Source organism: Belnapia rosea, assembly GCF_900101615.1.
Classification (GTDB): Bacteria; Pseudomonadota; Alphaproteobacteria; order Acetobacterales; family Acetobacteraceae; genus Belnapia; species Belnapia rosea.
Genome location: NZ_FMZX01000002.1, coordinates 115,829 through 130,466 on the forward strand (window position 1 = coordinate 115,829; position 14,638 = coordinate 130,466).

Genomic DNA, 14,638 nt, shown 5'->3' on the forward strand with positions numbered 1-14,638 from the left:
CTCCTCTCCTATTGGTGGAGAGGCGCGGGCGGCATGCAAGCCATTCAAGCAGGGGATCAGCGGGTGAAGGCGACCACTGACTCCAGATGCGGCGACCAGAGGAACTGGTCCACCGGCGTGGCCGCGGAGATCCGGTAGCCGGCGGCCTGCAGCGGCTTCGCATCCCGCGCCAGCGCCACCGGGTTGCAGGAGACGTAGAGGATGCTGGGTACCCCGGCGCGGGCCAGCAATGCCGTCTGCTCGGCGGCGCCGGCATAGGGCGGGTCCAGGACCACGGCAGCGAACTCCTTCAGCTCTGGGCCGGCCAGGGGTTGGCGGTCGAGGTCGCGGCGAACGGGCTTCACCCGGAGGCCAGCCTTGCCGGCGGCGGTGGCGAGCGCGGAGACGGCTTCCGGCACCGCCTCGAAGGCGGTGACGCGGGCACGGGCGGCGAGCGGGATGCTCAGCGTGCCAAGGCCGGCATAAAGGTCGGCGATGGCGGCGCGGCCAGGGAGCTTGCGCGGCAGCCCCTCCAGCAGCGCCGCGATGATGGCAGCCTCGCCCTCGGCGCTCGCCTGGAGGAAGGCGCCCGGGGCAGGTACGACCTCCGCACCCGAGAGGAGGTGGCGCACCGCACCGAGCTGCGCGGCGACCTCCGCCCCGCTGCCCTTGCCAGCCCAGGCGACGCGCGGGACATGCTGGTCTGCGGCGAAGGCGGCCAGCAGCCGGCGATCCGGCATGGAGAGCGGCGCATCGGTACGGAGCAGGATGTCCGGCCCGCTGGCGAGCAGGTTGATGACGGCCGAGCCAAGCCGACGCAGGCCCTCAAGATGGCGGAGCGTCTCGGCCAGGGGTGCCAGCAACGCGACCAGCTCGGGCCGCAGCACATGGCATTCCTGCATCGGCACCAGGTTGGTGGTGCCACGCTGATGGAAGCCGATCTGCACGCGGCCATCGGGCAGGCGTTCCAGCCCTAGATCGGCGCGCTGGCGGCTCTGCGGCGGCGTCATCACCAGCGGGGCGACGGGCGCATCGGGAAAGCCGGCCCGCGCCAGGGCCTCGACCAGCCGGCCGCGCTTCCACGCGGCATAGGGCGCGAGATCCCAATGCTGCAGGACGCAGCCGCCGCAGGTGGGGAAATGGCGACAGGGCGGGGTGACGCGTTCCGGGCTCTCATCGAGCCAGGACTCCACCTCGGCCCGCTTGCCGGCGAGGCGGGCGCGCACCTTTTCCCCGGGAAGGGCAAGGGGAAGGAAGACCTGGCCCTCGGCGTGGCGGGCGACCCCGTCGCCCGCCGCCCCCATCGCCTCGATGGTCAGGTCCAAGATGGCGGGTGTCTCAGCCGCCGAAGGCGTTGAGGCCGGTGATGGCCCGGCCGAGGATAAGGGCATGCACGTCATGCGTGCCCTCATAGGTGTTCACCGTCTCGAGGTTCATGACGTGGCGGATCACGTGGTACTCGTCCACGATCCCGTTGCCGCCATGCATGTCCCGCGCGACGCGGGCGATGTCGAGCGACTTGCCGCAGTTGTTGCGCTTCACCAGGGAGATCATCTCCGGCGCGACCTTGCCCTCGTCAAAGAGGCGGCCGACGCGGAGCACGGCCTGCAGGCCGAGGGTGATCTCAGTCTCCATGTCGGCGAGCTTCTTCTGCACCAGCTGGGTCTGCGCCAGCGGGCGGCCGAACATGCTGCGGTTCAGCGTATAGTCGCGCGCGGCATGGAAGCAGAACTCCGCGGCGCCAAGCGCGCCCCAGGCGATGCCGTAGCGGGCGCGGTTGAGACAGGAGAAGGGGCCGGCGAGGGACTTCACGCCCGGCAGCCGGTTCTCCTCGGGGACGAAGACCTCGTCCATCATGATCATGCCGGTGGTCGAGGCGCGGAGCGAGAACTTGCCCTCGATCTTCGGGAAGGTAAGGCCCTTCATGCCACGCTCGAGCACGAAGCCGCGCAGGATGCCCTCGTCGTCCTTCGCCCAGACCACGGCGAGGTCGGCGATCGGCGCGTTGGTGATCCAGGTCTTGGAGCCGGAGATCAGGTAGCCGCCATCGACCTTCTTCGCCCGCGTCCGCATGGAGGAGGGGTCGGAGCCGGCATCGGGCTCGGTCAGGCCGAAGCAGCCCACCCATTCGCCGGTGCGCAGCTTCGGCAGGTACTTCTCCCGCTGCGCCTCGGAGCCGAAGGCGTGGATCGGGAACATCACCAGCGAGGACTGCACGGAGAAGGCGCTGCGGTAGCCGCTATCGACCCGCTCGACCTCGCGCGCCATCAGCCCGTAGGCGACGTAGGAGACGCCGGCGCAGCCATAGCCTTCGAGCGTGGCGCCGAGGAAGCCCATCTCGCCGAACTCGTTCATGATCTCCCGGTCGAAGGTCTCGTGCCGGTTGGCCATGAGGACGCGGGGGAAGAGCTTCTCCTGGCAGAACTGATGCGCGGATTCGCGGATCATCCGCTCATCCTCGGTCAGCTGGTCCTCGAGGAGCAGCGCATCTTCCCAGGCGAAGCTGGCCATGCGCTTGGGGCTCGGGCTGATGACGTTCATGGCTGGCTCCTCGGGGCTCTTCTAGGGGGGTAATTGGCGCCTCGGACGCGGTCCCGCAACCGCGCGGGATGCGGGAATGAAGCACGATGCGGCGGCCGGGTGGCCGCCGCGATGCGCGGGCCTCAGGCGGCCTCGGCGTCCTGCTCCGATGACTGCTCGCGGCGTGGACGGGGGATCGGGATCAGCATGAAGGCCGGCACCGCATCGCCGAAGCCGACCACGGCTGGGCCAAGATCGTCGCGATCCCGGTCGCGCCGGCGCGGCGCCTCGCGGTCCCAGCGGCGCTCCTCGCGCGGTGCGCGCTCCTCGGGACGAGGGCGTTCCTCGGGGCGGGGGCGCTCCTCGCGAGCGGTGACGGGGGCGCGGTCCCGATCCCGGTCACGGCTGCGCTCGGGGCGCTCCCGCTCCGGGCGCTCGCGCTCGGGACGATCACGCTCGGGCCTGTCACGGTCGCGCCCGCTGCGCTCCGGCCTCTCGCCACGGGCTGGGCGATCCGCCTGCGGCGCGGGACGGCGGTCGCGTCCGCCACGATCGCGGGCGCTGCCGCTCCGGGCAGGGCCGCCACGGCCACGGCCGCTGCGGGGCCGGGCGGCGGCCTCGGCGATCTCCTCGTTGCTGATCGGGTCAAGCCCTTCCACCTCGATGCGCGGAATGGGCTTGCCGGTCAGCGTCTCGATCGCGGCGACGTTCCGTGCCTCGTCGGGCGTGGCGATGGTGAAGGCGGCGCCCTGCTTGCCGGCCCGTCCGGTGCGGCCGATGCGGTGGACATAATCCTCGGCGTGGAAGGGCACGTCGAAATTGAAGACGTGGCTGAGCCCGCCGATATCGATGCCGCGCGCCGCGACATCCGAGCAGACCAGCAACTGCAGCTCGTTCGCCTTGAACTTGTTCAGCGTGGCGAAGCGGCTCGGCTGGTCCATGTCGCCATGCAGGGCGCCAACCGAGAAGCCGTGCCGCTTCAAGGACTTGTAAAGGATATCCACCTCGACCTTGCGGTTGCAGAAGATCAGGGCGTTCTGCACCTCCTCGCGGCGGATGAGGCGGCGCAGCGCCTCGCGCTTGTCGAGCTCACGGGTCCAGAGCAGGCCGGCGGTGATGGTCGTCGCCACGCTGGCCGGGGCGGAAACCGAGATTTCCTTCGGGTTCTGCAGGAAGGCATCCGCCAGCTTGCGGATCTCGGGCGCCATGGTCGCGGAGAAGAACAGCGTCTGCCGCATGGGTGGCAGCATCGAGACGATGCGCTCCACATCCGGGATGAAGCCCATGTCGAGCATGCGGTCGGCCTCGTCGATGACGAGGACCTTGCAGTCGGCGAGCAGGATGCGCCCGCGCTCGAACAGGTCGAGCAGCCGGCCTGGCGTCGCGATCAGCACGTCGACACCCTTCTCGAGCACGGCGCGCTGGTCGTTCATGCTCTCGCCGCCGATCAGCAGGGCATGCACCAGATTCAGGTGCTTGCCGTACTTCACGAAATTCTCGGCGACCTGCAGCGCCAGCTCCCGCGTCGGCTCCAGGATCAGGCTGCGCGGCATACGCGCCTTGGCCCGGCCGCTCGCCAGGATGTCGAGCATCGGCAAGGTGAAGCCGGCGGTCTTGCCGGTGCCGGTCTGGGCGCAGCCCAGCACGTCGCGGCCCATCAGCACGGTGGGGATGGCGGCTTCCTGGATCGGCGTCGGCGAGACATAGCCGGCCTCGGCGACTGCCTGCAGGATCGGCTCGGACAGGCCGAGATCGGCGAAGGTGACGCGGGGAGTGGCTTCCTCCTCCTCGCTGTCCTCATCCTCGTCGTCGTCATCCTCGGTGGTGACGTCTTCGGTCGAGGTGGTGGAGGCGCCCTGTTCCTCCTCCGGCTCCGCCGCGGCGGCAATCGCGGGTGGCGGCATCTCGGCCGGGGTCGGGGCTTCAGCCTCGGTCTCGAGGACTTCCGGAGCGTTCTCCGGCATCAGCGACTCGGGCGCATCCTCCGGCGCCGGGGCGGGCGCAGGCTCGGCCGCCATGGCTGCGGCAGGCGGGGCCGCAGTTTCGGCCGGCTGGTCGTTGTGCGCAGTCTCGGCCGCCTCAGTTGCGGGCCGGTCGGAGGTATCGGTCAAGTGCGGTCGGTTCCTTCGCCGGGACAGCGGCGGCATGGCGGCCCACATGGCCGAAAACCGACGCCTGGCTCGCCCTTCGCAAGGCTGCCGTTCCAGGTCCGCGCCGCATATGCGCCTCCGCTGCCGCAAAATCAAGCCGAAGCAGGGATTGCCCCGCTATTTCCACCCGTATAGAGGCGGGAAGCCCATGTCCGACCGTCCCGACCTCCTCCTGCTGCCCGGCCTGCTCTGCGATGCCGCGCTGTGGGAGGCCCAGCTCCTGGGGCTCGGCAGCCTCGTGCGTTGTCATGTGGCGGATGTGGCGCAGGATACCAGCTTGGCCGAGATGGCGGCTCGGGCCCTGGCCATGGCGCCGCCGCGTTTCGCCCTCGCTGGCCTCTCCATGGGCGGCTACCTCGCCTTCGAGATCCTGCGCCAGGCGCCGGAGCGGGTGACGCGGCTGGCCCTGCTCGATACCTCGGCGCGGGCCGATACGCCGGACCAGGCACGACGGCGCCGGGGGCTCATCTCGCTCGCGCGCAGCGGCTTGTTCCGTGGCGTCACCCCACGGTTGCTGCCGCAGCTCGTGCATCCGGACAATCTCCAGGGGCCGGTTGGCCAGGCAGTGATCGCCATGGCCGAACGGGTCGGGCGCGATGCCTTCCTGCGCCAGCAGGCCGCGATCCTTGGCCGGCCCGATTCGCGCCCGGACCTTCCCGGCCTCCGCCTGCCGACCCTGGTGGCGGTGGGGGAGGCGGATCAGCTCACCCCGCCCGAGCTTTCGGAGGAGATCGCCACCGGCATTCCCGGCGCCCGGCTGCACCGGCTCCCCGGTTGCGGCCACCTGCCACCGATGGAGGCGCCGGAGGCGGTGACGGCGCTGCTGCGGGAGTGGCTGGCCGGATAGCGCCCTCAGGCCGCGTCGGCCGTAGCGCCCTCGACCACAGGCTGGCCGCCGTCATGACGGGACAGCGGCATGGTGATCTTGCAGACGAGGCCGCCCGGCGTCCAGCGCCGGGTCAGGCTGCCGCCAAGCTGGACCTGCACCGTTTGCTCGATGACGCGGGAGCCGAAGCCGCGCCGCGCCGGACTTGACACTACCTCGGACCCGCCGCGCTCGCGCCAGACCAATGTCAGCAGGCGCTGCGCCGGGTCCAGCCGCCAGCTCACCTGCAACAGCCCCCCGCGGCGGGAAAGGGCGCCGTATTTCATCGCATTGGTCGCCAGCTCATGCACGGCCATGCTGAGGGGCTGGGCGGCATGGGCGGCGACGGTCACCGGCGGGCCAATCAGCTCGGCACGGGGCGCATCCATCCGGATGCCTGTGAGGAAGGCGGCGAGCTCCCCTTCCAGTAGCGCGTGCAACTCGGCCCCCTCCCAGCGGCGGCGGGCGAGGATGGTCTGGGCGCGGGCGAGCGCCGCGACCCGGCCCTCGACGATCCGCACCAACTCGGCCGGGCTCTCGGCCCGACTGAGCCGGAGCGCCGCCTGCACCACGGCGAGGGCGTTCTTGGCGCGGTGGTCAACCTCGCGCATCAGCAGCTCGTTCCGCTGGTCGCTCCGCTTGCGGTCGGTGATGTCCATGGCGAGGCCGGTCAGGCGGATTGGGCGACCCTGCTCGAAATGCACCTGGCCGATGGTGAAGATCCAGCGTTCCTGCCGGTCGGTCAGGCCGACCACGCGGAATTCGGCCTGGTAGGTGCCGGGGCCGGTCGGGTCCTTGGCGCGGCGCATGGCTTCGCGGCGGAGCACCCGGTCTTCCGGGTGGAGGCCGGCGAGGAAGCTGCGGCTGGTGACCGGCGCCTCCTCGGGCAAAGCCCAGAAGCCCCGCATGCGGCTGTCCCAGGTCACCGCACCGGTGCGGAAATCATGGTCGTAGATGCCGAAGCCGGCAGCCTCCTGGGCGAGGCGCAGCCGTTCGCCGCTGGCGGCGAGGGCTGCCTCGGCGCTGCGCCGCTGGGTCACCTCGAGGATGATGCCCGCAGCGAAGCAGGGCGCGCAGCCGCCCTGCTGGCGCCCCAGGATCTCGCCGCGGGCCAGCAGCCAGCGCAGTGCGCCATCGGCCTCGAGGACGCGGAATTCGAGACTGAAGCTGCCGCCCGTGCGGGCCAGGCTGCGATGCGTTGCCGCCAGCAGGTTGCGGTCCTCGGGATGCAGCCGGGCCGCGAGGGCCGCAAGGGTCACCGTCTCGCCCGGCGGCAGGCCGAACAGGCCGGGCATGGCCGCATCCGCCAGGACCGAGCCATCGCGGGCCAGTTCGAAGGCTACGGCGCCGCTTGCCTCCTGCGCCCGCTGCAGCCGGTCCTCGCTGCGACGGAGGGCGCGCTCGGCCCGGTGCAGTGCGCTCAGGTCGGTGCGGGTGCTGACGATGGAATGCGGCTCCCCTGTCCGCGGGTCGCGCCGCAGGGCCCATTGGGCGCCGGTGACGATCATGCTGCCATCCCGCCGCCGCTGGCGCAGCTCGCCCTGCCATTGGCCATGGCGGAGCAAGGTGGCGAGTAGCCCCTCCCGCCCACCGGCGGGGAATTCGGTGCGCAGCAATTCCGCCACTTGGTGCCCCTCGGCCGCCTCCCGCGGGAAGTCGTAGAGCTGGGCGCAGCCTGCCGACCAGTGGATGATCCGCCCCTTGATGTCGGTGATCATGCAGGGGGTCAGGTCGAGCGCCTCCGAGACCTCGGCCAGGGCGGCTGTCCGCTCGACCACTCGCGCCTCCAGCTTGTCATTGGCGTCGAGCAGGCGCAGCTGGCCGCGGCATACGAGGAGGGCAAGGCCGAGCATGGCGAGCATGGCCGGCACCCCGATGGCGAGTTGCGGCAGCACGGCGTCCCACCAGGCGCCGAGGATCGCAGCGTGGGAGCGGATGGCGGCGGTATAGGCCGGGAAGCCCTCAAGCCGGCGCATGGCGACCAGCCAGGGCGCCCCATCCTCCGGCGTATGCTCAGTGATCACCGCATGGTCGAGGCCGGCGGCGGCAATGGCATGGAACCAGGCGGCCGGCGGCAGCGGCGCCGGGAGCTCTGCCATCCCGGAGGTGCGGGCGATGACGTTGCCATCGGTCCGCACCAGGGCGACGGCATCCGTGCCCGATGCCAGTAGCCGGCGCAGCCCGTCGCTCACCACCTCGGGCTCGACCCAGAGGTTCACCACGCCATCGAAGCCGTCCGGCCCGGGCGGGTTGCCGGTTCCGCTCCGGCGGCGGCTGACGGCGAAGAAGGGCCGTCCCTCGATCTGGCTGGCAAAGACCTGGCTGAGATGGATCAGGGGCGGGTTGGGCGCGCGTAGGGTCTCGAAGAAATCCTGCTCCGCGGCAACCGGCCGGGGCGGCTCCCGCTGCGTGCCGGTCGTCAGCAGGACGAGGCCCTCACGGTCGATGACGATGGCGTGGGAGGTCTGGGGCAGGTCGGCGGCAAGGGTCCTCGCCACCTCGGTCAGCGCCGGGCTGCGAGCCCGGATTTCGGCATCGGTCAGGCCACGCAGCAGGTCATCCAGGCGGCTCGCGGCGATGCCGTAGCTCAGCAGCAGGCGCATCGCGTATTCCGCGCTGGCATCCGCCTCCCGCGTCAGGTCGATCCGGGCTTCGCGCCAGGTCGCTTGCCAGGTGAACCAGGCGCCTGCGGCGAGGATGGTGGCGGGCAGCCCGATGGCAGCCACCAGCAGCCAAGCCAGTGACCTTCGCAGCGGCCATCTGGTTGGACCGACCATCGGCCGCAGGCGATCCGCCTCGAGGGGCATGCTGTCTCCAAAGGCCGGTGCGAACTTGGATCGGTTTCCTTACGGTTGATCGAAATAGCGTGACAGGAGCCGCCATGGAGCAAAATCACCATAAAGTGATGTATTTGAAGTGTTGGCCGGTTTCTGCGAAGTATCGAAGGTTGATGACTCGTGCCACCAGCCCGGCCATATCCCCAAGGCCAGAGTTTGGTCTTTCGTTGCAACCGAGCAGGTTCGGTGTCACCTCGCGCAGGAGAGCTCGATGGTCTGGCGATTGCGCGACCCAGTCCTGATACCCGAGGAGTGTCGCATTGGCGCAGCCTGACGGATCCGGTTCCTGCGCCGTCAGAACCCTGTTCCAGGCACTTGGCGATTGCACCTATGCGCTGGACCGGGAGTTTCGCTTTCTCGCCTATGACGAGGCGGCTGCCACCTATTTTGGCCGGCCTGCCGAGGCAGTGCTCGGCCGCACCATCTGGGAAACCTTCCCGAAGACCTCCATCGGACGGTTGGAGCCGGTATTGCGGCAGGTCATGGAGGAGCGCCGCCCGTTGCGGGCCGAGATGGCCGGCGCCGTGCGGCCCGACCGCTGGATCGAGTATACGATCTACCCGACCCCGGAGGGCATCGGGATCGCCTTCTCCGACCGGACGGAGGCGAGGCGGGCGGCGGAAGCGCTGCAGGCGAATGAGGAGCGACTGCGCGACCTGCTGGCCACGCTCGACCTCGGTACGTCGATGGCGCGGGACCTCGACGGTATCATCCGCTTCTGGTCGGAAGGCTGCGGCCGGCTCTATGGCTGGGCCGCAGCCGAGGCGCTGGGGCAAAGCGCGCACCGTCTGCTGCAGACCCAGTTCCCTGTCCCGCCCTCCGCCATAGAGGCGATGCTCGAGGCGACGGGTGAGTGGACCGGCGACCTGCGGCAGGTGGCGCGCGACGGACGCGCCCTGATCGTCGAGGCCCGCAAGGTCCTGCGCCGCGATGCGACGGGCCGGCCGGTCGCCGTGCTCGAGGCGCTGTCCGACGTGACCGCGCAACGCGCGGCCGAGGCGGCGCTGGCCGAGAGCGAGGCGCGGCTGGCGCTGGCCACGGCGGCGGCCGAGATCGGCATCTGGGACTGGACCTTCGCCTCCGACCGGTTGGTCTGTTCCACCCATGTGACGCATATCTGCGGCCTGGATCCGGCACAGCCGATGACGCCCGCCGCGGCGCGGCGGGTGGTCGACCGGGCTGATCTCACGCGGGTCCTGGCAGCCCTGCGCCGCGCCCGGGACCCGAAGAGCCGCCAGCGCATTGCCCTGGAATGCTGTATCCGCCGGCCGGATGGGGAGCTGCGCCATGTGGCGCTGCAGGCAGAACCGGTCTTTGCGGGCGCCAAGGCTACCCGCATCGTCGGCACGCTGCGCGATGTCACCGAGCGGTGGCAGATGCAGGAGGAGCGGTTCGCCAGTGCCGCGCGGCTGCGGCTGGCGGTTGAGGCAGGGCGGATGGCGGTCTGGGACGTCGACATGGTCGAGGACAGGCTGACCGGCTCGCCCGAATTGCCGCGGTTGCTCGGCTTCTCCGCGACGGAGGTGCCGGATCTCGCCAAGGCGCGGACCCGCTTCGCCCCCGGCGAGCGGGAACGGCTGGGCTCGCTCATCGCCGCCGCCCTGGCCCGGGGCGAGCATTTCGTCGAGACGGAGTTCCGCTATCTCTGGCCGGATGGCTCGGCGCGCTGGCTGATGCTGCGGACCGAGCTGAGCCTCGGCGCGTCCGGGCGGCCGGTGCGGGCGACCGGGGTGCTGCTCGACATCACCGAGCGCCGCCGGATGGAGGAGGCGCTGCGGGAAAGCGAGGCGCGGCTGCGCCTCGCGGTCGCCGCCGCCGGCCTCACTTCCTGGGAGGTGGACCCACTCCAGCGGGTGGCACGGCGCAGCGACCCTCTGCATCCTGCCAGCGCGACACTCTCCGACTTTTCCCTTGAAGCTTATTTGGCCTCCATTCACCCGGAGGATCGGGGGCGCGTGAGAGGCCGGCTGGATGCGCTGTCCACGGGGAGCATTGAGGATTACGCCATCGAGTACCGGGTTCAGGTGCCGGAGCGAGACGGATGGTGCTGGATCGAATCCCACGGCACGATCGCCGAGCGGGATACCCAGACCGGCCTGCCGAGCCGCCTTGCCGGTGTCGCCCGCGATATCACTGAGCGGAAGCAGGCGGAGGAACGGCAGAGCCTGTTGGCGCGCGAGGTGGACCACCGGGCGAAGAACGCTCTGGCCGTCGTGCAGGCGGCACTGCGGCTGACGCCGAAGGAGGATCCGGTCGCCTATGTGCAGGCGGTGGAGGGCCGTGTCGCCGCGCTTGCCCGGGCCCAGACCCTGCTGGCGCGTGGCCGCTGGACCGGAGCCGAACTGCGCGCCTTGCTCGAGGACGAGCTGGCGCCCTTCCTCGTGGATGGCGCGCAGGCGCCGCGGGTCCGGCTGGAGGGGCCGCCGGTGTTGCTATGGCCCGCGGCGACCCAGGCGCTTTCCATGGCCGTGCATGAGCTGGCGACCAATGCGGTGAAGCATGGCGCGCTCAGCCAGCCGGGTGGGCTGGTGACGGTGCGCTGGCGGGTGGAAATCATGGGGAGCCTGCACCTCCGCCTCGACTGGACCGAGCGTGGTGGGCCACCGGTGGCGGGCAGCCCGGGCCGGCGCGGCTTCGGCAGCCGGGTCCTTGAGGCAACGGTGCGGGCCCAGCTTGGCGGGCAGGTCCGCCAGAACTGGGCGGCCGAAGGCGTGCAGGTGCAAATCGACATCCCGCTGCTGGGGGGCGGCATCGCGCCGGTGCCGCCGGATGTCGCCGCCACGCTGCAATAGGCGGCCTGCCGGCCGGAGCAATCCCTGGCGGTCGCGGCTACTCCTTGACGAGGGAGAATAGCGGCCGGTCGGAGGCGCCCTCGTCGAGGTCGGAGGCGAGGCGGCTGAGCGGTACCTCCATCACGCAGTGCAAGCCTGTGGGCGTCCAGTCCCGCCGGATCATGCCGCCGAGCTGGTCGCGGATCGTCCCTTCCATCACCCGGCTGCCGAAGCCGCGCCGTTCCGGCGGTGCGCCGACCGGCGACCCGGATTCCTCCCAGCGCATGCGCAACACCCCCGCCGCATGGTCGAGCGCCCAGGACAGGTGCACCACCCCGCCCGGCACGGAGAGGGCGCCGTGCTTCGTCGCATTCGTCGCCAGCTCGTGCAGCGCCATGGAGATCGACTGCGCCGCGCTCGGCCCGAGCAGCACCGAGGGACCCTCCAGCACCACCCGTGGCGCCTGGCCGGCCGGTGCCGCTTGGCGGGCAGGGAGGAAGGGCGCCAATTCGCCCTCGGCAAGCAGCTGCAGCCGGGTGCCGGACCAGCGCGTCTGGGCCAGCAGGCTATGGACCCGGGCGAGCGCGTTGACCCGGCCTTCCACCGCCTGGGCGTAGCGGGCGGCATCCTCCTTCGGCGTCAGCCGCAGCGCCGCCTGCACCACGGCAAGGGAGTTCTTCGCCCTGTGGTCCACCTCGCGGGCCAGCAGGCGCAGGCGCTCCTCCGCCGCCCGCCGCTCGGTCACGTCGATGGCGACGCCGACGACCCGCACCACGGGCCCGCCCGGCGGCTCGCGCAGCAGGCTGCCGCGAGAGTTGAGCCAGCGGACTGCTCCGTCCCTGGCCCGGGTAATGCGAAACTCGGTTTCCCAGGCCGAGGCATTGCCGAAGAGCGCGGCCTCCATCGCCGCCGTCACCCGTGCCCGGTCCTCGTCGAGGATGAGGGCGCGCCAGGCCTCATCGGTGATCGGCTGAGTGGGGTCGGTGCCGTAGAGGTGGTGGCAACTCTCGGACCAGTAGTGGGTGTTCGCCAGTGGGTCCCATTCCCAGGAACCGATACCGCCCGCCTCCTGTGCAAGGCGCAGCCGTTCCTCGCTGTGCCGCAGCGCCTCCGCCGCCTGGTGCCGCTCGGTGACGTCCTGGATGACGCCGCGATGGCCGATGACGCGGCCACCGGCCCCCAGGATCCGCTCGCCAACCGAGGCCAGACGCCGCTCGGCGCCGTCCGAGGCGCGGCGGATACGGAATTCGAGCTCGAGCGCCTGCGGGCCGTTCGGATCGAGGGCGTGGGCCTCCTGCGCCTCGACCGCGGCGCGGTCGTCAGGATGGACGAGAGAGAGGAGGAATGGCCGGGCAAGCATGGTGCCCGGCTCCAACCCCCAGATCCGGTAATTCTGGTCCGACCACCTCCAGGTCTTGGTCTCGTAATTGGCGTCCCAGGTGCCGATGCCGCCCGCCTCCTGGGCCAGGCGCATCCAGGCCTCGCTGTTGCGATGGGCGAGCTCTGCCTCGCGCTGCGCCGTCACGTCCATCACCACCGCCATGGTGCGAACCGGGCGGCCTTCCGAATCCCGCACCGGCGAGGAGGCGATGCGTGCCCAGCGGACCGATCCATCAGGCCGGATGAACCGCTTCTCGCCCTGGTAGGAGGGGACCTCGCCTCGAGCCATGCGCCAGAAGCCGGCAAGGTCGGTCTCCCGGTCATCTGGATGGGTGACTTCGGTGAAGGCCCGGCCGATCAGTGACTCGGCCGGCCGGTCGAGGAGTTGGGCGAAGGCGCGGTTGACCCGGAGGAAGCAGCCGGTGGCGCAATCGGTCTGCTGCATCGGCACCGCGGATTGCTCGAAGGCGGCACGGAATTCCGCCTCGCCGGCGCGAAGCGCTGCATCGGCCCGTTCCATGGCGATGCGCAACTCCTCGAACTCGGCCACCGGGCTTGGCGGCAGCGGCGCCGGCAGGTTCGGGCTGGGGCCATGCGCCACCGCATCGGCCCGTTGCAGCAGGGCCTGGACCGGCCTGCGGATGCGCCGCCCAAGCGCTGCTGCCAGCCCGATGCCGAGGCCGAGCGCCACGCTGCCGCCGACCAGGAAGACCAGCAGCGGCCGCTGCCAGCTTGCCCGGTAGGCGGCCAGCGGCTCGCCGACGATGACGGTCCAGCCGGGCACGCGACGGAGCCGGCGGAGGGCGTAGAGGGCCGGCGCGCCATCGGCGCCACTGCTCTGGAAGGGCCTGACAGCCTCTATCCCGTCACCCGCCTGGCTCTCCACCGATTTGGTGCCGACGAAGCGGTTCTGGTCGCGGGCATGGGCGACGATGTGGTTGTGCTGATCGGTGACGGCTGCGGTGGCCTCACGGCTCAGCCCCTGATCGGTCAGCAACCGTGCGAGGCGCTCGGCTGGCATCGACAGCACGACAACGGCCTGGGCGTCCAGCGTGGGCGCGGCGATGGCGATCATCGGCTGATCGGAGCCATGGCTGTCTATCAGGTTGGAAACGGTGGTCTGTCGGGTCAGCAAGCTGCGCTCGATCAGTTCGGCGGTCGTGCGATGGTTGGCAGGCTGGCCGGCGGGCGGGGCCCCGTCCGGCAGCATCGTGTTGAGGATCATTGGATGCCCCGCTGAGGCATCATGCACCGTCACCGTGCCGCCGAGCCGTGTGGTGATGGCTACCGCCCAGGCGCGGAATGGGCGGATATCCTCGAGCCGCAGCAGCGGCGAACTGGCGAGGGCGAGCGCGGCGGTCTGGAAGGTCTCGAATTCACCGTCGATGGCGAGCGCCAGCGCACGGGCGTTATCGGACAGACGGTTTTCGAAAGCGGTCCGGTAGAGTCCGGCAAGATGCCAGGCAGTGGCGCCGCCGAGGGCAAGACTCGGCACCAGCACCGCCAGCACGAGCGCCAGGAGATGCCCGGCCAAGCCGACACGCCCTTGGCGGTCCGGGGCCACGTGCCGCCTCGGCATGCCTCGTCTCCGCTGATCTGGATACCTGCTGCCGCGCCCTACCGCAGGGATGTCGAATGCAGGCGTGCCGACCGGGGCAGGAGCATGGGCAGGATGAGGCCGACGCCGATGCCCCAGCAGCCATTGATCAGAATCGAGATCAGCATCCGCATCGGGTCGAAGCCGCCGGCCAGGGGCTGCCCCTTCAAGGGCGCCACCACGAACCAGCTCACCAGCGCGGCCAGCAGGCCGAGCGCCAAGCCGCTCAGCCAGCCTGGAATCCGCGCGAGGCGCGGCCAGACAAATCCATAGGCAAGGCCGTAGAGTCCACCCCAGAAGCAGAGGTTCAGCAGCAAGGGCACGCCATAGGGCGGTACAGGCACCATGGGATAGGGCGCCCTTGGCATCAGGCCAAGGGCATAGAGCAGGCCCCACATGCCCTGATGAAAGGTCAGCACGGACAGGGCCGCAGCGAGGAAGCCCAACAGGGCACGGAGTGGCGCGGTCATGGGTGCTCCTTTTGCATCCGGCGCGAAGTCTCTGCCGGGCAGGCGTGATGCGTCAACCAAACGACGCAA

General features: G+C 70.7%; 8 protein-coding genes. 2 read left to right on the plus strand and 6 right to left on the minus strand.

The features are described from left to right. Positions 1 to 56: 56 nt before the first annotated feature. From BLR02_RS06725 to BLR02_RS06735, 3 genes are all read right to left on the minus strand, one after another. Positions 57 to 1,304 (minus strand): class I SAM-dependent RNA methyltransferase, encoded by a 1,248-nt coding sequence (locus BLR02_RS06725; RefSeq protein ID WP_245704663.1) that lies wholly within the window; start codon positions 1,302 to 1,304, stop codon positions 57 to 59. Between the two features lie 13 nt (positions 1,305 to 1,317). Continuing rightward, positions 1,318 to 2,520, minus strand: a complete 1,203-nt coding sequence (locus tag BLR02_RS06730; protein ID WP_090661843.1) for an acyl-CoA dehydrogenase — start codon at positions 2,518 to 2,520, stop codon at positions 1,318 to 1,320. Between the two features lie 122 nt (positions 2,521 to 2,642). Beyond that, a complete protein-coding gene (locus BLR02_RS06735) occupies positions 2,643 to 4,403 on the minus strand; it encodes a DEAD/DEAH box helicase (protein ID WP_456303795.1) in 1,761 nt (586 codons plus the stop codon). A 394-nt stretch (positions 4,404 to 4,797) separates the two neighbouring features. On the opposite strand from BLR02_RS06735, the gene BLR02_RS06740 reads away from it, so the two are divergent. Next, the gene (locus tag BLR02_RS06740) at positions 4,798 to 5,496 is read left to right on the plus strand and encodes an alpha/beta fold hydrolase (protein WP_090564734.1); all 699 of its coding nucleotides are present in this window, start codon (positions 4,798 to 4,800) and stop codon (positions 5,494 to 5,496) included. Positions 5,497 to 5,501: 5 nt separating this feature from the next. On the opposite strand, the gene BLR02_RS06745 is transcribed toward BLR02_RS06740, so the two are convergent. Beyond that, on the minus strand, positions 5,502 to 8,240 hold the full coding sequence (locus BLR02_RS06745) for a PAS domain-containing protein (protein ID WP_176849412.1): 2,739 nt from the start codon (positions 8,238 to 8,240) through the stop codon (positions 5,502 to 5,504). Positions 8,241 to 8,611: 371 nt separating this feature from the next. Here BLR02_RS06745 and BLR02_RS06750 point away from each other — a divergent pair, with 371 nt between their 5' ends. After that, on the plus strand, positions 8,612 to 11,143 hold the full coding sequence (locus BLR02_RS06750) for a PAS domain S-box protein (RefSeq protein ID WP_090661853.1): 2,532 nt from the start codon (positions 8,612 to 8,614) through the stop codon (positions 11,141 to 11,143). 37 nt (positions 11,144 to 11,180) lie between these two features. Here BLR02_RS06750 and BLR02_RS06755 read toward each other — a convergent pair whose 3' ends face one another. Together BLR02_RS06755 and BLR02_RS06760 are read right to left on the minus strand one after the other, a co-directional pair. After that, positions 11,181 to 14,081, minus strand: a complete 2,901-nt coding sequence (locus tag BLR02_RS06755) for a PAS domain S-box protein (RefSeq protein ID WP_090661856.1) — start codon at positions 14,079 to 14,081, stop codon at positions 11,181 to 11,183. A 38-nt stretch (positions 14,082 to 14,119) separates the two neighbouring features. Further along, positions 14,120 to 14,569 (minus strand): hypothetical protein, encoded by a 450-nt coding sequence (locus BLR02_RS06760; protein WP_090564727.1) that lies wholly within the window; start codon positions 14,567 to 14,569, stop codon positions 14,120 to 14,122. Positions 14,570 to 14,638 lie beyond the last annotated feature (69 nt).